This is a genomic window from Flavobacterium yafengii (assembly GCF_030010375.1).
GTDB classification, from domain to species: Bacteria; Bacteroidota; Bacteroidia; order Flavobacteriales; family Flavobacteriaceae; genus Flavobacterium; species Flavobacterium yafengii.
The window spans coordinates 352,165-376,056 of sequence record NZ_JASCRY010000004.1 but is presented as its reverse complement, the minus strand read 5'-3'; the positions used below and the strand labels follow the sequence as shown (position 1 = coordinate 376,056).

Annotated in this window: 13 protein-coding genes; 6 read left to right on the top strand and 7 right to left on the bottom strand. The window is 34.7% G+C overall.

The features are described 5' to 3' along the window. Positions 1–297 precede the first annotated feature (297 nt). The 3 genes from QLS97_RS14625 to QLS97_RS14615 are packed head-to-tail and all read left to right on the top strand — an operon-like array spanning position 298 to position 7,061. Entirely contained in the window at positions 298–4,200 is a 3,903-nt protein-coding gene (locus tag QLS97_RS14625) for a T9SS type B sorting domain-containing protein (protein ID WP_282717659.1), read from the top strand. Positions 4,201–4,259: 59 nt separating this feature from the next. After that, the gene (locus QLS97_RS14620) at positions 4,260–5,177 is read left to right on the top strand and encodes a PorP/SprF family type IX secretion system membrane protein (RefSeq protein WP_282717657.1); all 918 of its coding nucleotides are present in this window, start codon (positions 4,260–4,262) and stop codon (positions 5,175–5,177) included. A gap of 18 nt (positions 5,178–5,195) precedes the next feature. Beyond that, on the top strand, positions 5,196–7,061 hold the full coding sequence (locus QLS97_RS14615) for an OmpA family protein (protein WP_282717656.1): 1,866 nt from the start codon (positions 5,196–5,198) through the stop codon (positions 7,059–7,061). Positions 7,062–7,137: 76 nt separating this feature from the next. Here the strand turns inward: QLS97_RS14615 and QLS97_RS14610 are convergent, their stop codons facing one another. After that, a complete protein-coding gene (locus tag QLS97_RS14610) occupies positions 7,138–7,719 on the bottom strand; it encodes a MiaE family protein (protein ID WP_282717671.1) in 582 nt (193 codons plus the stop codon). Between the two features lie 111 nt (positions 7,720–7,830). On the opposite strand from QLS97_RS14610, the gene QLS97_RS14605 reads away from it, so the two are divergent. After that, positions 7,831–9,072: a glycosyltransferase gene (locus tag QLS97_RS14605; protein ID WP_282717655.1), complete on the top strand. Its 1,242-nt coding sequence runs from the start codon at positions 7,831–7,833 to the stop codon at positions 9,070–9,072. 57 nt (positions 9,073–9,129) lie between these two features. On the opposite strand, the gene QLS97_RS14600 is transcribed toward QLS97_RS14605, so the two are convergent. The 5 genes from QLS97_RS14600 to porU all read right to left on the bottom strand — a co-directional run bounded on the left by QLS97_RS14600 (position 9,130) and on the right by porU (position 17,536). Continuing rightward, complete coding sequence (locus QLS97_RS14600; protein WP_282717654.1) at positions 9,130–10,785, bottom strand: pyruvate dehydrogenase complex dihydrolipoamide acetyltransferase; 1,656 nt, start codon at positions 10,783–10,785, stop codon at positions 9,130–9,132. A 7-nt stretch (positions 10,786–10,792) separates the two neighbouring features. Continuing rightward, positions 10,793–11,791, bottom strand: a complete 999-nt coding sequence (pdhA, locus tag QLS97_RS14595; protein WP_282717652.1) for a pyruvate dehydrogenase (acetyl-transferring) E1 component subunit alpha — start codon at positions 11,789–11,791, stop codon at positions 10,793–10,795. Between the two features lie 143 nt (positions 11,792–11,934). Beyond that, the gene (gene cdd / locus QLS97_RS14590) at positions 11,935–12,417 is read right to left on the bottom strand and encodes a cytidine deaminase (protein WP_282717650.1); all 483 of its coding nucleotides are present in this window, start codon (positions 12,415–12,417) and stop codon (positions 11,935–11,937) included. A 74-nt stretch (positions 12,418–12,491) separates the two neighbouring features. Then, positions 12,492–13,661 (bottom strand): type IX secretion system outer membrane channel protein PorV, encoded by a 1,170-nt coding sequence (porV, locus tag QLS97_RS14585; RefSeq protein WP_282717649.1) that lies wholly within the window; start codon positions 13,659–13,661, stop codon positions 12,492–12,494. 38 nt (positions 13,662–13,699) lie between these two features. After that, complete coding sequence (porU, locus tag QLS97_RS14580; RefSeq protein WP_282717647.1) at positions 13,700–17,536, bottom strand: type IX secretion system sortase PorU; 3,837 nt, start codon at positions 17,534–17,536, stop codon at positions 13,700–13,702. Between the two features lie 207 nt (positions 17,537–17,743). Between porU and gldJ the strand changes: the two genes are divergently transcribed. After that, positions 17,744–19,429 carry a gliding motility lipoprotein GldJ gene (gldJ, locus tag QLS97_RS14575; RefSeq protein ID WP_282717646.1) on the top strand — a complete coding sequence of 562 codons (1,686 nt, stop codon included), beginning with the start codon at positions 17,744–17,746 and terminating at the stop codon, positions 19,427–19,429. A 64-nt stretch (positions 19,430–19,493) separates the two neighbouring features. Next, the gene (locus QLS97_RS14570) at positions 19,494–20,777 is read left to right on the top strand and encodes a UDP-N-acetylmuramoyl-tripeptide--D-alanyl-D-alanine ligase (protein WP_282717645.1); all 1,284 of its coding nucleotides are present in this window, start codon (positions 19,494–19,496) and stop codon (positions 20,775–20,777) included. A gap of 66 nt (positions 20,778–20,843) precedes the next feature. Here QLS97_RS14570 and QLS97_RS14565 read toward each other — a convergent pair whose 3' ends face one another. After that, positions 20,844–23,714, bottom strand: a complete 2,871-nt coding sequence (locus tag QLS97_RS14565) for a triple tyrosine motif-containing protein (RefSeq protein WP_282717643.1) — start codon at positions 23,712–23,714, stop codon at positions 20,844–20,846. Between the last annotated feature and the right edge of the window lie 178 nt (positions 23,715–23,892).

The following is a 23,892-nucleotide window of genomic DNA, read 5'->3' as shown; positions in this document are numbered from 1 at the left end:
TGAGGATTTTTTTGTTTATACGTACTACCTGTGCGGCTAACGCCTCGGCTGGTTGCCTTTCTTTAATCTGTACTTTTTCAGATGCTATTAAAATCTCTATCATGAATTTGATCAGGGTTTTTTTGTATGCGCTAATAACTAGTTGATTATAGAATAATACGCAAACTGCTTGTTTGTTAATTTGTTTGTAATATTGTTAATTATATATTAAAATTTTATTTGCTTTACCAAAATAAAACAATACTTTTATTTAATTAAATATATATCGTCCATTATATTAACAACAAAATTTATTCTATGAAAAATAAATTACTTTTATTTTTATTGTTTTTTTCGTTTTTAGCAAATAAAATTAATGCCAAAAATTTCGAACAAACTTTAAATAATTCTAAAATAAATTTGCAGTTGCCCTTAACGGTTAAATTAACCGATACTATTAAAAAATCTAATAGAACTTCTAAAACTGCGAAATCTACAGCTATTATACCGTCACCGCTGACTACTGCGGGAAGCGCGTGTAAAGAAGAGAGTGATTTGACTGTAAGAGTATTTATGGCTGCCTCCGGAGGTAGTGGAGATGTTATCGAATGGTTTGCGAGCCAGACTTCTACTATAATTTTACATACAGGATCTATATATAGTCCTAGTATAAGTCAAACTACAACCTTTTATGTTCGCACGCACGCTGGAGCTGATTTTAGTGTTAGGGTACCTGTAGTTGCATCCGTTTATTCTGCTCCACCGGCAGTTAATTTGTCCGTTTCACCTACAGACCAAATTATATGTGAAGGAGTTCCACTTGTATTTACTGCAAACGGTGGTGCTGATTTATTTGAATTTTCAATTGACGGAACGGTAGCACAGGCTATGTCAACAAATAGAGAATTCTCAACAACTGCACTAAAAAAAGGTCAAGTAGTTAGTGTTAGAACACGTTATGCAGTTACTTTGGACGGAGCGATGAGTGAAGCTGCTTGGGGAAAAGGTCCGATGGAAGATAATAATCTTTCAGCGGCATTATCGTCAAATGCATCAACCGGCTATATTAATGCTATAAAAATTAGTCCTACAGAAGATAAGATAGTTTTTGGTATTCCAGGAAAATTAGAAAACAATAGAAGTATGCTGTTGTTTCTGGATACAAAGCCTGGAGGTTTTAATTTGGCAAATTATGGAGATGAAGCAAATGTTATTCCCTCTGTAAAGGGATTTAATTATTTTAATAATAACCCAAGTACTTTTGATTCTTATTTTCAAGCAGATTATTGTCTTGCAATTTCGACTGATAACGGTGGAACAAATTATTTCGCGGATATAATCGAATTAAAAACTGGTACTTCTACGAAGCTAAGTATAGGGAATGCGATAATGGGATTCCCTTCTTCTGTGATGGGGGTTAATACTGGCAATTCAGGAATTGCAGATTATAATCTTGGTTTTGAAGTTGAAGTATTGAAATCACTGATAGGCTATGCAATTGGAGATATTAAGTTTTTTGCGTTCACGATGCAAGATGATAGTGAACTTAATTATAATGTTACAAATTCCTTTTTAAGCCCAGAATTAACTAGTTCACTAGATTATGGGATCGGTCCTATTGATTTTAACATAAAAGACCCGAATCCAGTTGTTGTCTCAGCGGATGCTTTAATTCCTTGTTACAAAGAAGATAGTATTTTAGTTAATTTAGATGAAAAGCCAACAGTTGCAACCGTAGGTTCAAATCAATTCAATTGTACATTAACAAGTACTTCACTTGGAGGTAACACTCCTATTGTGGGTTCTGGTGTTTGGTCATTAAAATCAGGGCCAGGTTTAGTAAATTTCAGTGCTGCAAATAATGGGACATCTACAGCTACAGTAAATGTAGAAGGTATATATGTTTTTACATGGACTATCTCAAATGGAATCTGTCCTAGTTCAACTGCAGATATAACAGTAGAATTTCATGTCCCGCCTTTAACTCCAACGGGAGCAAGCCAAACGGTATGTGCTACTTCACCAATTCAAACTTTGACAGCTACAGCTACAGTTGCATCGGGTGAGTCAGTAGTCTGGTATGATGCATTAACCGGAGGAAATGTAGTGCTGGATCCTTCATTAAGTGCATTAGGAAGCATTACGTATTATGCAGAATCGGTAAAAAATGCAACACTATGCATCAGCAACTCCCGAACTGCCGTAACCTTAACTATTAATTCAATACCACTTGTTCCATTAAGTGGCGGAGATCAAACGGTATGTGCTTCATCGCCAATCACACCATTGACAGCCGCTGCTACAGTTCAGCCCGGCGAATCAGTAGTTTGGTATGATGCAGCCACCGGAGGAAATGTGGTGCCGGATCCTTCTTTAGGTGCATTAGGAACTATTACTTATTATGCCGAAGCGGTAAATAGCTTAACGTCTTGTGTAAGCACATCACGTGTGGCAGTTACTTTAACTTTAAATCCAAGGCCAATCGCTCCAATAAGCGGAGGGAATCAAACGGTATGTGCTACTTCACCAATTCAAACTTTGACAGCTACAGCTACAGTTACATCGGGTGAGTCAGTAGTCTGGTATGATGCATTAACCGGAGGAAATGTAGTGCCAGATCCTTCATTAAGTGCGTTAGGAAGCATTACATATTATGCAGAATCGGTAAAAAATGTAACGCTATGTGTCAGCAACTCCCGTACTGCCGTAACCTTAACTATTAATCCAATACCACTTGTTCCGTTAAGCGGAGGAGATCAAACGGTATGTGCTTCATCACCAATCATACCATTGACAGCCGCTGCTACAGTTCAGCCCGGCGAATCAATAGTTTGGTATGATGCACCGACTGGAGGAACTATAGTACCAGATCCTTCTTTAAGTTTAGTAGGAACTATTACTTATTATGCTGAAGCTGTAAGCACAACGTCTTGTGTAAGCACATCACGTGTGGCAGTTACTTTAACTTTAAATCCAAGGCCAGTCGTTCCTGTAAGTGGTGGAGATCAAACAGAATGTACTGATGGAACATTGACACAAATATTAACAGCGACGGCAACAGGTGATTCTGTAACATGGTATACAGCCGCAGTTGGAGGTAGCATAGTGACTACTCCAAGGCAAGTTGGAGTAGGTACAATCACTTATTATGCTGAGTCATCAAACGGAATTTGTCCGAGTCTTACGCGTACTTCTGTTACTTTAACAATTGTTGGAGTGGTGCCAAATCCAGTAGCAACTGACCAGACCGTTTGTTCAAACGGAATAGCTAGTCAAACTATAACTGCAACAGCACTTGGTAATACAATAACTTGGTATACAGATTTAGTGGGTGGAGTTGCAGTGGCTAATCCTACTCAAGTTGGTGTGGGAACAACTACTTATTATGCTGAATCATCAATCGGAAGCTGTTTAAGTGTTTCTAGGACTAGAGTAATATTAACAATAACAGCGATTCCGGCAATACCGACAGCAATAGTTACAAGGCAGCCTACTTGTGCTAATACAACTGGAGAAATAACAATTACATCTCAGTCTGGTGTTGAGTATAGTGTTGGGAATGGATTTCAAGATAGTCCGATTTTTACTTTGCCATCAGGTAACTATACCGTAATTGTGCGTTTTAAAAATAATACTACATGTGAGATTAGTGGAGCTGCGAGAACAATTAATCCAGTTCCTCCAACAATTCAATTTGAAACCATAGGGGATTGTAGCAATAAAGTGTATACTTTAACTGCAAATCCACTGTCAGGATCTTACGACCCAAACAATGTATCGTATGAATGGGAAGATAAAGATGGAAATCCAGTGGGAACAAATTCAAATATCCTAAATGTAACCGATGTGATAGCGTCAACTCCGGGTGCACAAGTAGTATTTCCTGTAGCATATACGCTAACTGTGACTTCTTCAAGTACAGGTTGCACAACAACGGCTAGTTCGACTGTTGAATCCATTTATTGTGATATACAAAAAGGGATTTCACCAGACGGTAACGGATCAAATGACACTTTTGATTTAAGATTAATGGATGTTAAAAACCTGGAGATATTCAATAGATATGGTATTAAAGTCTACAATCAATCCGATTATACAGATCAATGGAATGGTCAATCAAATAAAGGAGATGAACTTCCGAGCGCAACCTATTATTATGTTATAGAATTCAATAATGGACAAACAAAAACAGGTTGGATCTATCTAATCAGAGAAAAATAATAGATTAATGTATTTATGCAGGCCTTCAATCGGTCAGCAGAATAATAAAACAAATAGATATGAATAAAATATTTTTGACTTCTCTTTTAGTTCTTATTGCCTATATAGATGTGAAGGCGCAACAAGATCCTCATTATACACAATACATGTATAATATGAATGTTATAAATCCAGCCTACGCGGGATCCAAAGAAAGTATTTCTTTTGGTCTTTTATTTAGAAAGCAGTGGGTAAATATTGAAGATGCTCCAACCTCTCTTTCTTTTTCCGGACATACTCCGGTGGGAAAGAATGTAGGTGTCGGATTGTCATTAATTTCGGATAAAATTGGTCCGGTTACCGAGCAAAATGTATTTGGAGATTTCTCGTATACATTGAAATTAGGAGGCACACAAAGACTGGCATTTGGTTTGAAAGCAGGAGCGTCTTTTCACAAAGTTGGACTAAGGGATATTCAATCGAGTTTGCCAGATCCTTCAGAAGGTGTTTTTGGGACCGACATTAATGATACTTCTTTGAATTTAGGAACAGGAGTGTTTTATTACACCGATAAATATTACGTGTCTTTTTCAGTTCCCAACATGATAAAATCAGCCCATTTGGATTATAATGGAAGAGAATATGGATCGGATGTATCACACTATTTTTTAACTGCCGGATATGTATTTGATATTAACTATGAATTAAAATTCAAACCGTCCTTTATGTTGAAATCTGCATTTAATGTTTCGCCTTCCGTAGATATTTCCGCTAATTTTTTATATCAGGAAAAATTGGAATTAGGAGCAACTTATCGATTGGAAGACAGTTTTGGAGCAATGGTAAATTTTGCAATTACGCCTGAGTTGCGCATTGGCTATGCTTACGAAGATATAATTTCTGATTTGAAAATAACGTCACCCTCCTCTCATGAACTCATCATTTTATATGATTTATTTGAGTCGAAAAAAGTTTCACGTTCTCCAAGATTTTTCTAATATTAAATTTAATAGTTAATGAAAAAAAATACTCTATTATTGTTTTTTGTGCTGGTTAGTATTTCACTTTCCGCACAAAATAAAGATACTAAGGATGCAGATAAATTATTTGAAAGCTACGATTATGTTGAAGCTGCTAAAGAATATCTGTCATTAGTTGAAAAGGGAAATTCGAATACTTACGTAAGTAAGCAACTTGGTGATAGTTATTATTACATGCGCAATACTATAGAGGCCGAAAAATGGTATGCCAAAGCGGTACAAACCAAGCAAGATCCGGAGACGTATTATAGATATGCCCAGATGTTAAAATCTAATGGAAAATACACCGAAGCCGATTCGCAAATGAAAACATTTGCAGCTTTAGCACCAGACGATCAGAGAGCTAAGCAATTCAATAAAAATCCAGATTATCTTAGTAAATTATTGAAAAGAGATAAGCTTTTTGTTGTTGATAAAATCTCCGTTAATTCAGAAAGGTCTGATTTTGGTGCTATTCTGTATGGAGATATCCTTTATTTTTCAAGTGCAAGAAATGAAAACAACAAAATATACAGTTGGAATAACGAGCCTTTTCTAGATATTTATCAATCTACTTATAGCGGTGGAGGAAACTATTCAGAAGCAGTTCCTGTAACCGAATTAAATAGCAGGTTTCATGAAGGTCCGGTTACAATGACCAAAGATGGCAGTGTTGTTTATTTTTCAAGTGAAAGTTTCAAAGATAAATTATTCGTGAAAGACAAAACGCATAAACTGAAGTTTGGTCAAGTGAATCTTTACAAATCAGTGAAAGAAAATGGTAAATGGGGGGCCAGTACTCCACTGCCTTTCAACAGTAAAAGTTATTCTATGGGGAATCCATCCATAGATGCAGATGGGAAGGTTCTTTATTTTGCTTCCAATATGCCAGGTTCTGTTGGAGGAACTGATATTTGGAAAGTAACAGTGAATAATGATGGAACATATGGTGCGCCAGAAAATTTAGGAAATAAAATTAACACAGCTGGTGACGAGAATTTTCCTTTTGTAACGGATGATGCTGTTTTATATTTTTCTTCAAACGGCTTGACGGGTTTTGGAAGTTTAGACGTTTTTTCTGTAGATTTAAATAAAGATGAGGAACCGTATAATCTTGGAAAACCTGTAAATACGGAAAAAGATGATTTTGCTTTTACATTTAATAAAGAAAAAAATATTGGCTATTTATCTAGTAACCGTAGTGGAGTAGATCATATCTATAGTTCTATTCCGGTATGTAAAGGGCAAATTCTTAGTGTGGTAAAAAATGCCAAAACGGGAGAGCTATTGGCTAATTCCAGAGTTGTTGTTTTAGATGCCACTAACACTGTTTTAGACACTCAAATGTCTAATATGAATGGAGAAGTTCTTTATGACGTAGAATGTCAAAAGCCATATACTATAGAAGTTTTTAAAGATGGTTATATTTCAAAATCTTTTCCAGTAGCTAAAATTAGTCAAGGAAAAGTTACCGTTGATGCAGTAATTGATCCAATTGAAGTGATTGTTACTGAAACAGAAATTATTTTGAATCCTATTTATTTCGAATACAACAAAAGCAATATAACTAAGAAAGGTGCTGCAGAGCTTGATAAATTAGTTTATGTAATGTCTCAAAACGATAAATTGAAAATTTACGTTAAGGCACATACTGATTCCAGAGGCACTGATGAGTTTAACTTAAATCTTTCTGAGAGAAGAGCAAATGCTACTGTAGCTTACATTGTTTCAAAAGGTATTAGTGTAGATAAAATAACCGGAAAAGGGTTTGGAGAATCAGAATTTAAAGTGGATTGTCAGGAAAACTGCACCGAAGAGGAGCATGCCTTAAACAGACGTTCTGAGTTTATGATTGTGAAATAATCTACTTAGATTGCAAATAAAAAAAACAGGATGCTTAACGGTATCCTGTTTTTTTGTTTACTATAAGATTCTTTAATTAACCGTGAATTGTTTCTTGTTTACCATAGTTAGTGATAATCGAAGTTTCAAATTCTATCCATTCCTTCCAGCGTTTGTCTACATCTATATTATCAGCATATTTTCGTGCAAAACCCAAAAAAGTAGTATAATGTCCCGCTTCAGAAATCATGAGGTCTCTGTAAAAAGTAGCCAGTTCAACATCTTTTATATTTTCTGATACAACTTTAAACCGTTCACAACTTCTTGCTTCAATCATTGCTGAAAATAACAATCGATCACAAAGAGCATCTTTTCGGCTGCCATCTTTTTTCATAAATTTAAAAAGTTTATTTACATAATGATCTTTCCTTTCTCGACCTAAAGTCAATCCTTTGCTTTTTATTAAATTATGAACCAATTGCAAATGGTCTAATTCTTCTTTGGCAATAATCAACATCTCAGTTACTAATTCTTCTAATTCAGAGTTGTAAGTAACCAGACTTATTGCATTTGATGCTGCTTTTTGTTCACACCAAGCATGATCTGTCAAGATTTCTTCTATATTCGATTCGACTATATTTACCCAACGCGGGTCTGTAGCTAATTTTAATCCTAACATGGTAATGAAATTTATTTGGTACAAAATTAGTGTTTTATAATCTATTTTTGGTTCAAATGACCGTATTGAAGTCAAAATAGCATTATTTTGCAATTGAAATTTTATAATAATATGAATCAAGTTCAAAAGCTTTTAATTATTGGTTTTGTTTGGCCAGAACCTAATTCGTCTGCAGCGGGAGGAAGGATGATACAGCTGATTTTACTTTTTAAAGCGCAAGGTTTTAGCATTACGTTTGCTAGTCCTGCACAAAACAGTGATTTCATGGTTGATTTACAAGAGTACGAAGTCGAGAAAAAATCAATAGAACTTAATAATTCCAGTTTTGATGTTTTTATAAAAGAACTGAATCCAGACGTGGTTTTGTTTGACCGTTTTATGATGGAAGAACAATTTGGTTGGCGCGTTGCCGAAAATTGTCCTGATGCGTTAAGATTGTTAGATACTGAAGATTTACATTGTCTGCGTTTGTCTCGTCAGAAAGCATTCAAGGAAAATCGTTCTTTTAGTATAGCTGATTTGTTTGTTGAAGAGGTTGCAAAACGAGAAATTGCGAGTATTTTGCGTTGTGATTTGTCTTTGATGATTTCAGAATTTGAAATGGAATTATTAGAATCTGCATTTAAGATAGATAAAGCCTTGTTGCATTATTTGCCTTTTTTATTGGAACCAATTGACGATACTGAAATAAAGAGAATACCTTCTTTCGAAGAACGGAAAGACTTTATTTTCATTGGGAATTTTCTTCATGAGCCCAATTGGAATGCGGTTCAATATTTAAAAGATACAATTTGGCCTTTAATTAAAAAACGTCTGCCAGAAACTGTATTGAATGTGTATGGCGCTTATCCCTCGCAAAAAGTATTGCAATTGCATAATAGTAAAGATGGTTTTTTAATCATGGGACGTGCTAATGATGCGCAAGAAGTAGTGAAGAAAGCGTGTGTTGTTTTGGTACCTTTACGTTTTGGTGCAGGTATTAAAGGTAAATTATTAGAAGCGATGCAATGTGGAACACCAAGCGTAACGACTACTATTGGTTCTGAATCCATGCATGGTGATATGCCTTGGAACGGTTTTATTACGGATGATATAGTTAATTTTGTGGATACGGCAGTACAATTATATCAAGACAAAGAAATTTGGGGTAGAGCCCAACAAAATGGAATTACCATTATTAATCAACGATATTCTAAAGGTTTATTCGAGACTGACTTTAGAACTAAAATAGAATTTTTACGCTCAAATTTGCAGCAACATCGATTGCATAATTTTATGGGAGCTATGTTGCAATATCATACTTTAAAAAGTACCAAATATATGTCGCGCTGGATTGAGGAGAAGAATAAATAAAAAAATCCCGTCAAGTTTTAGAAACAAGACGGGATGACTATTTTAAAATTCGAGTTATTACGCAAGCATCGTAACTGGATTTTCTATAAATTGTTTCAATGTTTGTAAAAATTGAGCTCCAGTTGCGCCATCAATTGTTCTGTGGTCGCAAGCTAAAGATAACATCATTGTGTTTCCTACTACAATCTGACCATTTTTCACTACCGGTTTTTCTACAATTGCTCCTACAGATAGGATAGCAGAGTTTGGTTGGTTAATGATAGAATTGAATTCAGTAATACCAAACATTCCAAGATTAGAAACTGTAAAAGTACTTCCTTCCATTTCTGTAGGTAATAATTTTTTGTTTTTAGCTCTTCCTGCAAGATCTCTAACGTTTCCGCCAATTTGAGATAAACTCATAGCATCTGTAAATCGTAATACAGGAACCACTAATCCGTCTTCAACAGCTACAGCAACTCCAATATTTACATGATGGTTGATAAGAATTGAATCTTCTCTCCATTGAGAATTTATTTTTGGATGTTTTTTCAAAGCCATTGCGCAAGCTTTTATCACCATATCGTTAAAAGATACTTTTGTATCTGGAACGTTGTTGATGATAGCTCTTGATTTCATTGCTTCATCCATAGTTACTTCAATTACTAAGTTGTAATGTGGTGCCGTGAATAAAGATTCTGCTAAACGTTTCGCAATGATTTTTCGCATTTGCGAATTCTTGATTTCTTCTGTGAAAACTTCTCCTGCCGGAACAAATGGTTTTGCAGCAGCTACAGTTTCTGTTTTTGCTGGTGCAGCTGCAGTTGTTTGTGCTGGAGCAGCAGATTTTTGTGGTGTGAAATTTTCGATATCGCTTTTTACAATACGTCCGTTTTCACCAGAACCTTTTACTTGTGTTAATTGAATTCCTTTATCACTTGCAATTTTCTTTGCCAATGGTGATGCTAAAATTCGTTGACCGTCATTTGATGGTTCTTGAACGATTGGTTCTAAAGCTTTTTCTGTTGAAGCAACTTCTTTTTCTTCTGCAACAGCAGGAGCAGCTTGTGGCGCTCCGCCAGTTTTATAGTTTTCAGCAATTCCGCTAATATCCGTTCCTGCAGGTCCAATGATTGCCAAAAGACTATCAACAGGTGCAGTATTGCCTTCTTCGATTCCTACATATAATAAAGTTCCTTCGTTGAAAGATTCGAATTCCATTGTAGCTTTATCGGTTTCGATTTCAGCAAGAATGTCACCCTCAGCAACAGCATCACCTACTTTTTTCAACCAAGTTGCTACAGTTCCTTCAGTCATGGTATCACTTAAACGAGGCATGGTGATCACTACAACTCCTTTTGGTAATGAAGCTGTTGCGGGTGCTGCAGCTTTTGTAACTTCAGGGGTAGTTGCTGTTTCTTCAGTACCTTTTGTTTCTTCTTTAGCTGGAGCTGCATCAGCTGGTTTTCCTGCTAATAATGCCGAAATATCCTCGCCTTCAGTTCCTATAATTGCTAATAAAGAGTCTACCGGTGCAGTTTCACCTGCAGGTATTCCTATATGTAAAAGGGTTCCTTCGTTGAAAGACTCAAATTCCATTGTTGCTTTATCGGTTTCAATTTCTGCAAGGATATCACCTTCGCTTATTTTATCACCTACTTTTTTTAGCCAAGTCGCTACCGTTCCTTCCGTCATCGTATCGCTCAAACGAGGCATTGTAATTATTGTTGCCATAATTGATTTATAGTTTATGAGGTAAAAATGGATAGTTTTCTTGTTCGTATACTACATCGTATAGCTGTTGAATAGGAGGGTATTCAGATTCTTCGGCAAATGTTACACATTCTTCCACTAAATCTTTTACTCTTTGATCAATTGCTTCAATTTCTTCTAGTGTAGCATATTTTTGATCTTTAATTACATCTAAAACTTGAGTAATTGGATCAATTTTTTTGTACTCTTCTACTTCTTCTTTCGAACGGTATAATTGTGCATCCGACATAGAGTGACCTCTATAGCGGTATGTTTTCATTTCCAGGAAAGTTGGTCCGTCTCCACGACGCGCTCTGTCAATTGCTTCAGTCATTGCTTCAGCAACTTTTACAGGGTTCATTCCGTCAACTGGTCCGCAAGGCATTTCGTAGCCTAAACCTAATTTCCAGATATCAGTATGATTGGCTGTTCTTTCTACAGAAGTTCCCATGGCGTAACCATTGTTTTCAACAATAAATACAACTGGAAGTTTCCACAACATAGCCATGTTAAAAGCTTCGTGTAAAGATCCTTGACGTGCCGCACCATCACCAAAATAAGTCATAGTAACACCGCCAGTTTCAAAATATTTGTCTGCAAAAGCTAATCCTGCACCTACAGGAATTTGTCCTCCTACAATTCCGTGACCACCATAAAAACGGTGCTCTTTTGAAAAGATGTGCATAGAACCGCCCATACCTTTTGAAGTTCCGGTAACTTTTCCTAAAAGTTCTGCCATTACGCGTCTAGGATCAACTCCCATACCTATTGGCTGAACGTGATTTCTGTAAGCAGTAATCATTTTGTCTTTTGTCAAGTCCATTGCGTGCAATGCACCAGCTAATACTGCCTCTTGACCATTGTATAAATGTAGAAAACCTCTAACTTTTTGTTGGATGTATAATGCTGCAAGTTTGTCCTCAAACTTTCTCCAAAGCAGCATGTCTTCATACCACTTTAAATATACTTCTTTTGTAACTTCTTTCATCTGAATTTTTCTTTTGCTAAAGTGTTATTGTATTATCAATTTGTACCTATAACGCAAAATAGTTTCCTCCCACAAATTTGCGAAATGCAAAAATAAGACATTCCAAGTAAGAACTAAAATTTAATAGGCAATTTTTGGAATTTTTACAAGAATTTTTTATCGAACATAAATGGAAGCAAGTTTTTCAGGGATTCTGATTTGTAAATTGCACCAATTTCTCCCATAAAATAGATTTCGATAGGGGTCTCTTGTTTGATTTCGTATTCTGCTATAGATTGTCTGCAAGATCCACAAGGAGGAATTGGAGCTGTAGTTTGATTCGAATCCGAAGCAGCTGTAATTGCCATTTTTAAAATTTTGGCTTCTGGATAGACTGCTCCGGCATAAAAAATTGCGACACGTTCCGCACAGAGTCCCGAAGGATAGGCCGCGTTTTCTTGGTTTGAACCTAGTACAGTTTTACCGTTGTCTAAAACAATTGCTACTCCAACTCTAAATTTTGAATAGGGAGCATAAGCATTTTTTCGTACTTCAACGGCTTGCGTCATTAAGTCCTGAATGTCATTTGGTAACTCTTGAAGGGAATCGAATACTTTGAATTGAGTGGTAATTGTTATTTCTTTCATACTTTTTTAAGGAAAAAAAATCCAAACTTCATGGTGTTGAAATTTGGATTATTATTTGTGGATTTTATTTATGTTTAATATTCGTCATATTTATCTCCAAAATTGAAGGTAAGTGAAAAACGAAGGGTGTTTTCTAAAGGGTTTTTTACTTTTGATGCCGAGAATAAATACGAAACATCTACTTTGACAACATTGTATTTGAAACCTGCTCCAAGCGAGAAAAATTGTCGAGCCCCTTTTAAAGGACTTTCGTGAAAATATCCCAAACGCATCGCAAAGGAATCTTGGTACAAATATTCGGCGCCTACAGCATAAGTAACTTCTTTTAATTCCTCGCTAAATCCATCGGGAGCATCACCAAATGATTCGAAAACACCGGAAGTCCAACCAATAGCGCGGTAATTCTGGTTGTTTTGATTGCGTTCTTCAACTGTAACTGTTCCGTCGCCGTTTAAATCTGGGTCTTGTGGTGTTGGAACTAATAATTTATTAAATTCAACATTTACGGCAACCTTATTATAGTCGTCTAAAATAAAATCAAAACCAGTTCCTATTTTTAAATTAGCAGGTATGAAGTTGTTGTTAAAATCATCGTTGTCATAACTGATTTTTGGGCCTAAATTTTGAATATTAAATCCTGCTCTCCATCTTCCGTTGAATTCGTTGTATGCTATTTCTTCAGATTGGTAAAAACCGGCTACATCAACAGCAAACGTACTTGCAGATGAGGCATCGTTATTGTCAGATGCCACTTTTAAATTCGAATTTATAAATCGTCCCGCGATAGCCATAGAGAATTTCTCACTTAACTTCAAAGAATAAGAACCATCAATAGCAAACTCATTTGGAGAAACTATTCTAGGCGATTCGTTAGGATCGCCAGTTTCACGTAATTCAATTTCGCCTAAACCAAAGTAGCGAAGGCTTCCTGCAAATGCACTTCTCTCGTTCAGTTTTTGGTAATAGGTCAATTGTCCTAATGATATATCATTAACCAGGTCAGTAAGGTATGGTGTGTAGCTTATAGAAAATCCTTTTTGGTCAGTTGCAAAAGCATATTTAGCCGGATTCCATTGCTGTGAAAAAGCATCAGCTGATGTTGCAACTCCTACGTCTGCCATACCTGCAGCTCTTGCATCGGCTGCGACTAATAAAAAGGGAACCCCCGGATTTATAACTCTATCTTGTGCTTTTGTAAAAGAAATTACAAATAAAAAGATAAAAAGTAATGTTATTTTTTTCATTATTGTAGGAAGTTATATTAAACAAATATAGTATTTTATTAAAGTATAACAAGTTTTTCAAATTTTTCAGTTTTCTTATTTGTTAAACTTGATTTGACGGTTAGTTTGTAAACATAAACGCCTTTTCCTATTTTATCTCCAAAATCATCTTTGCCATCCCAAGTAATTTCTTTAGATAAAAAACCTTCAGTTGTGATAATTTGATTTTTCGTCCAGACCACTTTTCCGGTTATTGTCATTACTTGAACCTGAACGTCCAATGGTTCAAATGGTCTGTTGTGTGTAAACCAAAATTCAGTATAATTAACGAACGGATTAGGATAATTCAACACATGTGTCAATGTTATCGTTTCGTCACCTACAACAATAAACTGAATCTCGGCGGTTATCGGGTTGTTGTATACATCCCACGCTTTGAGTGTTATAGTGTGTAATCCCGGAGTTAAATTGCGCAACGGAAATCGGAGAGTTCCACTTGTAAAATCGTCTAATGTTGTTTGATAATAATCATTCAGTACAAAGGGATTGCTTACATCTCCATCAAGAATAGCAACAATATCATGACCTATTCCGCTTGCCGTATTTATTCCGTTTTCATCTTCAAGCAGTGCAACAAGAAATGGGGATTCATTAGTTGTTCCGCCAGAAACAAAAGTCTCGTCATTCATATATAACTTAACTCTTGGACTAATATTGTCTACTGTTGCATTTTCATTTATTCCTCCTATTTTTATAGTAGAATCGTACCCGGTTTCGTTCTGTAATAACTGATTTTTTTTGGAATAAAAACTAATTCTTCCGTTTGCCAATGGGACTCTAATGTCTCTGGGCACAACAAAACTAAACTCAAATTGACCATTAGTAACGGATGCATTCCCTCTAAATATTGTTTCGCCTAAAACATTGAAATTAATAGGTGGACTATTGCCATCATTATTATAGGTTGTTCTTGAAACTGTTTTGTCAAAAATAGTTGTGGAAACTTCTCCGTTATAATTCGTCAGCAGGTTGTTGTTCTCATCAGTAACTTCTCCTGTTAGTTTCATTTTTGCCAATGATTTGAAGTCGTCAATGGTTTGGGTGACCGGAATGTCATTTACTTTAGTTAATCTAATTTTGGGTTTTGGTATCGCAAGCATTAATGCGGGATCACCAATGTAAAAAACAACATTGGTAGCTGAGTTTGGGTTACTGTTTTTTGAAATTCTTAGTGCTTCTGCAATTGAAGTATATTGATTTGAATTGTACGATAATAAATTTTTTGTCAGCAGGTCATTGAAATTTTCTGCACTGAATTGCCCAATGGAACGAATGGTAGTTATCATTGCTATTGCTCCGCCTTTTGGGTTCCAATAGGTATATTCTCCAGCAGTTGGTCTTAAAGGATTGTCAAAACGGGAAAATTCACAAGTGATGGTTATAAATAAAGGATACTTATATTGATTACTTAAGTTTTGTCCGTCTGATTTTTCCCAAATTCGTTCGCTTGATAAGCCATCTTCACCGCCATGTCCTAAATAATTAAAGACTAAAGCTCCTTTTTCGAAAGCATTGAAGAAGTCAGTTCTAGCTTTTGGATATCTGGAACCTCCTGCTGATGCTTCTTGAACATAAGAATCTAAAAATATTTTAGTGACATTTAGAAATGGTTTTTCGGAAGCAATAGTATTTGCAAGAATATTTTGCCTGTTTTGTAAACTGGCATCCGATAATATATCTGAATCATCAGAAATTAATGCGAAGTTATTTCTCCAACTTCCATAGGATTTTAGGTCGTGATATTCGATTACTTTATTGACCATTTCGTCGGCCTGTTTGGCATCATTGACTAACATTCTTCCCACTGCAATATCAATTCCTCCAAAATACGATATAATATTTCCTTCTGCAGTATCCATTAATCCGAAAAAATCATCTGAGGCAAAGGATGATTCACCAGTGGTGCTACTGTTTAAGGCGTGATAAATGGGCACGACATTAGTGTTGTTGGTGATTCTATTTTTAAAATCATAAGAGGCATCTCCAAAAAGATTGATAAACTTTACTCTTTTCTCTGGTGCTGAAGCATTTTCGTAGATGTATTTAATGCAATTTCGGATTGCTGCAACATCTTGTTTTCCAGAAGAAAATTCTTGATAGATCAATTCTAAAGGAATCACTTTTACATTTAAATTGGATTGTGTACGATGAAAAGTGGCTAGTTTTTCGGCTTGTGCTACTAAAAAGGCGGGTGTGATAATCATGTAATCAATGTCTTGAAATTGACCTTGTCCGTTTTTAAATAGTGTGCCTTTTAGGTTTTGATTCGTAATTTTTGATTTGGTGCCTTTTAAAGGAGTGTAATAATCCGAAGCATCTAACGCGATATATTTTCTGAGCTCTCCTAAGTTTGCTTTGAAATTTAATGTAGTTTGATTGGAATTTTCGATTTTGGTTACATTATAAAGATCAGTAACATCCCAGACTTGAGGAATAGCAACTGTGTTTGATATGCTGTAATTTACAATCCCAAGATTTGAACTGGATTGGTCGTATTGAAAATGAAACTGTTTTCCGTAGCCTTGCAGTTTTCGCTTGGCGATAAGCCTGATGTTATCAAGAAAACCTTTGGAACCCGGAACACCGTTGTTGTTGTATTTTAGTTTTATTTTTATGTTTTCAGCACCACTGAAATTGGTATTGCTTGGTAAAGAGCCTAAATAAAACTCCGTTTCGGTATTGTTGTTTAAAGCAGGGAAAGAAATAGTTCCGGCTGCGGTTCCGTTTGCAGTCACATTCAAAGAAGTAGGAGTAAATGCAGCTGATGCAGCGGTTAGCAGCAGTTTTACAGGAGTTGCAGAGTCAATATTAGGGAAAGTAAAATCGAATTCCTGTTCGTCTTTGACTTCGAATGATTCACCAAACCATTGACGACCCAATCGTGCTATATTAATAAGGTCTGCTTCGTGGTATTGATGATCATCAAAAGAAGTTACGGTTAATGTAGTGTTTCCGGGAGGTTGAGCCATAGGAGTGATTCTTTTTCCATCGGTACCTTGAACAGTAATGTAATAATAGGATTTTGTATCGTACAAATTAGTAAAGGTCAGACTTTCGAGATTCCAAGTGTCGACTCCTTCGCCATAAAAAAGAATGTAGTCGTCGTTGTTGAAAACTCCGTCAGCTTCGCCATCAATTTGAATGGCGTTTTCAGACAAGTCATTTGGATAAAAAACACTGTTTGATAAAGGAAGCATTCGTCCGCCATTACCATATATTTTTATTTTTCGAGGATCTAATGTGTTTGCGTCTAATCCTAGTTGTTGTAAAAAAGTTTTAGTGATTTTATATACGCCTGATTTTTCAACATAAAATTGATACCAGTTACCTGTTGCTAAAACAGAATTGATGATGCTATTTGTGTTGGCACTTTTGCTGGATTGTGAAATTCTACTAGTGTTATTTTCCACTTCATAAGAAAAAGACGTGATTCGTTTGAATCCGAAGTCGTCCTTAATTATAGGTGACAGCGAAATGAAAGCTTCTTTGGTGTCTCTTGAGATGTTGACTTTCAAGGATGCATTTGCTGTTTTTGGAATGTTTTCAGGAGCTAAATCGCCCAGTTGAGCAGTTGTGATTGTTTCGTAAATCACATTTGTGAGTTTGACTTTTCCTTCGTCAAACGAGACTAGTTCTTTTATTTTTAACGTATAAAGCAATGTTTTTTGGGAAGCGTCATAATGGAAACTTTCCCCTGTAAATTGAGGAATAATAATTTTGAAATCACCATATGCCATTTCTTTTTTGTCTGTCCATTCAATGGTTGTGTCACCTTTAATTTGAGCAAAAGAAACAAAAGGAAGTAGGCTTAAATAAACCAAAAGTATTTTTCTCATCGTTTTTTAACGTGATTAATAGTGAGTTATTATTTATCAGTAAAAATAAATCATTTCATGTGATAGTAAATAATAAATATTATAAATTTGCGTTTTGATATATAATTTATTGTTAAAATTACATTGGCTAAAATTATTGAAAAGTTTGATGTTGATTAATGGTTAATTATTATATTGCGGCACTTAAATTATTACCTACTAAAGAGTATGAAAGCAAACAAAATTATGGGCTTACGATTGTTGATAACAATCATGTTAGTTATTGGTTTTTCCAGTTGCAGTAAAAAGTCGAGCTCCAAAAATACATCAAGAGCAACCGGTTGGAATATGGACAGCAAAAAAGCAGGTTCAAGTAAAAAACAACAAGCAGGGCCAGGTTTGGTTTTTGTTGAAGGGGGTACATTTACTATGGGGAAAGTAGAAGATGACGTTATGCATGATTGGAATAATACTCCAACACAACAACACGTTCAGTCTTTTTACATGGATGAGACTGAAGTTACTAACTCGATGTATTTAGATTACTTAGATTGGTTGAAAAGTGTTTATCCACCCACTGAAGAAAATTATAAAAACATATACGAGGGAGCCTCACCTGATACATTAGTTTGGAGAAATAGATTAGGTTACAATGAAACGATGACTAACAACTATTTAAGACATCCTTCTTACGCAGAATATCCTGTTGTTGGAGTGAATTGGATTCAAGCAGTTGAATTCAGTAACTGGAGAACACAACGTGTAAATGAAGCGCTTTTAGAAAAAAACGGATATCTTAAAAAGAATGCAAAAACTTTAGATGTTACTGCCGATAGTAATTTTGATACAGAAACATATTTGAATTCACCTACTTTGGCTTACGGAGGAAATGAAGAAATTGTATTAAAAGGAAAAAATGGAGGTAAAAAAGCTCCTAAAGCAGGAAAAGACGGTAAAGTTATTGAACCTAAAAATGTTTATGCACAACGCTCTTCAGGTATTCTTCTTCCTGAATACAGACTTCCAACAGAAGCAGAATGGGAATATGCAGCTGCTGCCGATGTAGGACAAAGAGAATACAATATATATAAAGGTCAGAAAAAATACCCTTGGTCTGGTGGTTACACCCGTTCAGGTAAAAGACAAAGTAAAGGAGATCAGTTAGCCAATTTCAAACAAGGTAATGGAGATTACGGTGGAATTGCAGGTTGGTCAGATGATGGTGCAGATATTACAAATGAGGTTAAAAAATATCCTGCAAATGATTTTGGTTTGTATGATATGGCTGGAAATGTTGCCGAATGGGTGCAAGATGTTTACAGACCTATAATCGACAATGAAGCAAATGATTTTAACTATTTTAGAGGAAATCAATACACTAAAAATAAAATTGGTGCAGACGGTAAAGTAGAAATTGTTACTAATGAGAATATGAAATTTGACACTCTAAGTAATGGTAGAATAGTTGCCAGAAGATTCCCGGGTCAAATCGCTCAAGTTCCAGTTGATGAAAAAGAAACATATTTGAGACAGAATTTTGACAAAAGTGATAATACTAATTACAGAGATGGTGATAAACAATCTACAAGATATTATAACTTTGGATCTTCAGAAGCTGACACTGAAAAACAAAAAGATGAGAAAATCATGTACAACTCTCCTAAACACAATGTTACAACAGATAGTTTAGGTAAAATGGTTAGAAAATATGATAAATCAAGCAAGAGAACAACTTTAATAAATGATGAAGTTAGAGTTTATAAAGGTGGTTCTTGGAGAGATAGAGCTTATTGGTTAGATCCTGCACAAAGAAGGTATTTTCCACAGGATATGGCTACTGATTACATCGGTTTTAGATGTGCAATGTCTAGAGTAGGTCCTAAAGCAGACAAGAAAAAATCAGCTAGAAATTAAATTTTTTATAAAATAAAAATAAAAGCCCTTTGATTAGGGCTTTTATTTTTTTAAATCGTTTCAAATGGATATTAATTACATTCATAGTTTATTTTTAAAATGTAAATCGGTTTCGATAGATACCCGCAAGATTGAGTTAAATTCCTTATTTGTTGCCATAAAAGGGGAGCGTTTTGATGCGAATACATTTGCGAAAGAGGCATTAGATAAAGGCGCTTCTTATGTGATAATTGATGACGAATCTTATTTTATTGACCAAAGAACTATCTTAGTCGATGACAGTTTAACGGCACTGCAGAATCTGGCTAAATTTCATCGGGAATATTTGAAACTGCCTATAATAGCGCTTACGGGAAGTAATGGTAAAACAACGACCAAAGAACTGATTCATGTGGTTCTTTCTAAAAAATTCAAAACCAAAGCAACCGTAGGAAACCTAAACAATCACATTGGAGTTCCATTGACATTGCTTTCATTTACTTCGAAAACAGAGATTGGAATAGTTGAGATGGGAGCTAATCACAAAAAAGAAATTGAATTTCTATGTGATTTAGCAAAGCCGGATTATGGCTACATCACTAATTTTGGAAAAGCACACTTAGAAGGTTTTGGTGGTGTTGAGGGAGTGATTGAAGGAAAAAGCGAAATGTATCAGTACCTTTCGGCAAATGATAAACTTGCTTTCATAAACTTAGAAGATCCCATTCAAGTTGAAAAGTCAAGATCGTTAAAGGCCTATTCTTTTGGTGTAAATAAAGCAAATGCGGATGTTAATATAACTTCAGTTAAAGCAAATCCATTTGTAGCGATAGACTATTCTAATTTAACTATTTTAACCCATTTAATAGGCTTGTATAATGCCAATAACATCAATGCGGCTCTGACTATTGGAAAGTATTTTAGAATTGATGATGTTGCAATAAAAGAAGCTTTAGAAAGTTATGTGCCTGAGAATAACAGATCGCAGTTGTTGACAAAAGGAACTAACCAAATTATTCTGGATGCCTATAATGCAAATCCAAGCAGTATGGCTGTAGCTATTGAAAATTTCCTCCAGTTAGAAAGTCAAAATAAGGTAATGATTTTGGGAGATATGTTTGAGTTGGGACAGGAAAGTCAGCAAGAACATAAAGCAATAGTTGACCTGCTTTCGGACGAAGATAAAGTGAAATGTTATTTTATCGGTTCAGCATTTTATGCCAATAAAATGGAAAAAAGCAACTTTTGGTTCTACAATACATTTGAAGAGTTTTCGAATGATTTACCAACGACTGAATTCGATGCTAGTGCTATTTTGATAAAAGGTTCGAGAGGAATGGCATTGGAACGAACTTTAGATTTTCTTTAAACAAGACAAGTTATTTTTATAATAGGAATGCCATCATAATAATCTATGATGGCATTTTTAGTTTTATTAAATGCTCATTAGAAATCCAATCAGATTTTCTTTTTTGTTGAGTCCTAGTTTTTTTCTCAATCGGTAACGTGCAAGTTCTACTCCTCCGTTTGAGATATTCATGATTTCGGCAATCTCTTTCGTTGACATATTCATTAATAAATAGGTCGACAAATCTAATTCTCGGGGAGATATTGTTGGATATTTTTCTTTCAATCTCTTGAGAAAATCAAAATGTACATTCTTAATGTGTTTTTCTAAGTCTTTCCAGCTTTTGTCCGCATTAACTTCTTTGGTGATGCTTTTATTTAATTTTGTAAATTGGAATTTGGTAGAATCATCAAAGGATTCAACATTGATGTCTTTTAATTTATAAATGATGCCATTTAGGATTTTGTTTTTCTTAACTACTTGCAGCGAGTTGTTTACTAGTTCTTTATCCTTTGCTAAAATCTTAATTTGTAGCTTGTCACTTTTTAATTTTTCAATTTCTTTTTCCAGTTCGTATTGTTCCTGTCTTATTTTAGATTCTTTCTCTAAATAAAGCCTTCTTTGTTCAATAGTTTCGTAATATTTGTTTTTTCTGATTTTCATTTTCACTCTGTTTCGAATGAAAAATACTGAGGCAATAACTAGTAGAATATAAAATAAATACGCTAAAAAATGTCTGTACCAAGGTGGCGAAACTGTAAAAGTGGCAACAGCTTCTTCCGATTGAATACCATGACTGTTTCTTACTTTTATCTTCATTTTATAATCACCTTCTCTTAAATTGGTGTATTCTTTAATTGAAATCGAAGACCAAGTACTCCATCTATCATCAAAACCTTCCAGTTGATAAGAGAATTCTACATTTTCCAGATTTTCATAGGTAGGAGACGAGAATGTAAATTTTACTCGATTTGCTGAGTAAGGAATTTTTAGCATCTCAATTTTATTTGGTCCATTTCCTAGGATTATTGTATCTCCTGGATATGAAAAACTTCTTATAAATGCCATTGGTTTTGATGCGGAGTAATTCTGTAGTTTAGAATTATAATGGGCTAAACCATCGGTTAAACCAATTAATATGTTTTCAGGATCAATAGTGTTTACGGATATGTAGTTGTTTACGAGATTACCGGTTAAACTGGAAAAAGGGGCAATTGTATTTTTATAAGCGCCATTTTTCTGCTTCATTAAAACGCCTAATGATTCGCTGAAAATATACCAGATATTGCTATAATTATCTTCGGTTAAAGAATATATTTTTGGAACATCTTTAAATACCGCGCTAATTTTTTTATCTTCAAAAAACAAATCTTGTTCCTGTGAATATTTATAAAAACGATTATCTGTTTGGAAGTATACGTTGTTTTTTATTCGTTGTAAACTCCCTATTCCTTTAACTGAGTTGGATAAATTTTTGTGCGTTTTAATTGATTTAAATCTGTTCAAATCATCTGAGAGCGTCAGTTGGTAAATTAAATTGTCTTTTTTTAGCCATAAATTGTGTTCGTCTATTTCAAATGTATTAGCAGATAGATCAAATCCTCCAACTTGATTTTTATAGGATAATCCGCCGGCTGTTTTTTCAAATATGGTAAATCCATAGTATGTCGATCCTACTAAGTAATTCGGGCGATTAGGAATTGGCTTAAAGCCAAAATGCCCTTTATTATCTAATGTTTTAATAACTTTTCCTCCAGAAATAAGCAATGCGCCTCTATTGTGAGCGCAAATTAGCTGATCGTCTATCACTTGAATATTCCAAGCCTGACCTGTGGTTCCTTCAACAAGTTTAAAAGTGTTTTCTTTAATGCTGTTGCTCCAAGAATGATAAAACAGACCTTGATTAGTAGCTACGTAAAGGTTTCCTTTATAAGCTACAGAAGCATAAACGGTACTTAAATCATAACTGAAACCAAAATAGGTAAATGGAGAATTTTCATTAATAAAGGCAATTCCATTATCTAGTCCCAGCCAAAGATTGTTTTTGTTGTCAATAAATGAAGTCAGTACGGTATTGTTTTGCAATCCCTTTTTATGATTGATGTGCTGAATTATATTTCCGTTTAAGTCGCAGATAATCATCCCGTCTAATACCGAATTCAGAATGATAAATGTATCTTTTATAGTTACGCCTCCAAGGGAGCTATTTTTTTTGATAAAATTATTTGCTTCGGTTTCCCATGGGATAATTTTGTCATTATCATATATAAAAAGTCCTTTGTCTAAAGTTGTAATAAGAATTTTATTTCCCGGCATTGGAAACATTCCCCAGATTTCTGTAGTGTTCAAAACGGCAGTTCCTTTTAACGGGAATAATTTTCCGTTTTTATATTCCAATATTCCTGCAGAAATATCCTGAAAATAGAGTTGGTTTTTTACCTGAAATGAAAACTGAAATCTGTTGGGAGACTCAAGTAGTTTAAGTTTCTGGTTTTTGAAAATATAGGCTCTTGTAAAAGATTGAAATACTACCTCTCCTTTATGAATGTGAATTTTCCAGATAAAGTCAATCGCTTTGATATTCTCATTGTTTATTAGTTTCGAAACTGAAAAATAAACCAGTTTTCCTTTAGAATTGGCTTTGAAATATCCAAATTCATCATATCCTCCCACAAAAATTTTCCCATCGTCATCAATTTTTAAACACCTAATAGCAGATGAATTTGGTAAAGAATACTTTTTCCAAGATGATCCGTCAAATTGAAAAAGACCATTATTGTTAGCAAAATATAAATTACCATTTTTATCTTGATCTATATTCCAGTTCTGGGTGCCTCCTTTATAATCGGTTCTTTTATAATTTCTGATTTCCGGTAAACCAATATTTTTTACCTGACCGATTGTTGTGAAGGATAAGAAAATCAGAAAAATTAGAATATAGGGTTTTGTAAATCTCATAATTGAAGTCTAAGTGTAATGAGTTGATAGTTATTGAAAAAAAGACAATGATTGTATTTATTTAATGATGGATTTTATGTTTTTTTTATAAAAAGCAATAAATAAAAAGCAATATCTCTTTATTTTATAAATGTAGTGGTTTTTATTTAAATTAACATTTAAATAACAATGCAAAAAT

Excerpts from the sequence above, each read along its gene's own strand:
- gldJ (WP_282717646.1), top strand. The coding sequence starts at position 17,744 with ATGAAAGCAAACAAAATTATGGGCTTACGATTGTTGATAACAATCATG.
- pdhA (WP_282717652.1), bottom strand. The coding sequence starts at position 11,791 with ATGAAAGAAGTTACAAAAGAAGTATATTTAAAGTGGTATGAAGACATG.
- QLS97_RS14605 (WP_282717655.1), top strand. The coding sequence starts at position 7,831 with ATGAATCAAGTTCAAAAGCTTTTAATTATTGGTTTTGTTTGGCCAGAA.
- QLS97_RS14625 (WP_282717659.1), top strand. The coding sequence starts at position 298 with ATGAAAAATAAATTACTTTTATTTTTATTGTTTTTTTCGTTTTTAGCA.
- QLS97_RS14620 (WP_282717657.1), top strand. The coding sequence starts at position 4,260 with ATGAATAAAATATTTTTGACTTCTCTTTTAGTTCTTATTGCCTATATA.
- cdd (WP_282717650.1), bottom strand. The coding sequence starts at position 12,417 with ATGAAAGAAATAACAATTACCACTCAATTCAAAGTATTCGATTCCCTT.
- QLS97_RS14615 (WP_282717656.1), top strand. The coding sequence starts at position 5,196 with ATGAAAAAAAATACTCTATTATTGTTTTTTGTGCTGGTTAGTATTTCA.
- QLS97_RS14610 (WP_282717671.1), bottom strand. The coding sequence starts at position 7,719 with ATGTTAGGATTAAAATTAGCTACAGACCCGCGTTGGGTAAATATAGTC.
- porU (WP_282717647.1), bottom strand. The coding sequence starts at position 17,536 with ATGAGAAAAATACTTTTGGTTTATTTAAGCCTACTTCCTTTTGTTTCT.
- QLS97_RS14600 (WP_282717654.1), bottom strand. The coding sequence starts at position 10,785 with ATGGCAACAATAATTACAATGCCTCGTTTGAGCGATACGATGACGGAA.
- QLS97_RS14565 (WP_282717643.1), bottom strand. The coding sequence starts at position 23,714 with ATGAGATTTACAAAACCCTATATTCTAATTTTTCTGATTTTCTTATCC.
- QLS97_RS14570 (WP_282717645.1), top strand. The coding sequence starts at position 19,494 with ATGGATATTAATTACATTCATAGTTTATTTTTAAAATGTAAATCGGTT.
- porV (WP_282717649.1), bottom strand. The coding sequence starts at position 13,661 with ATGAAAAAAATAACATTACTTTTTATCTTTTTATTTGTAATTTCTTTT.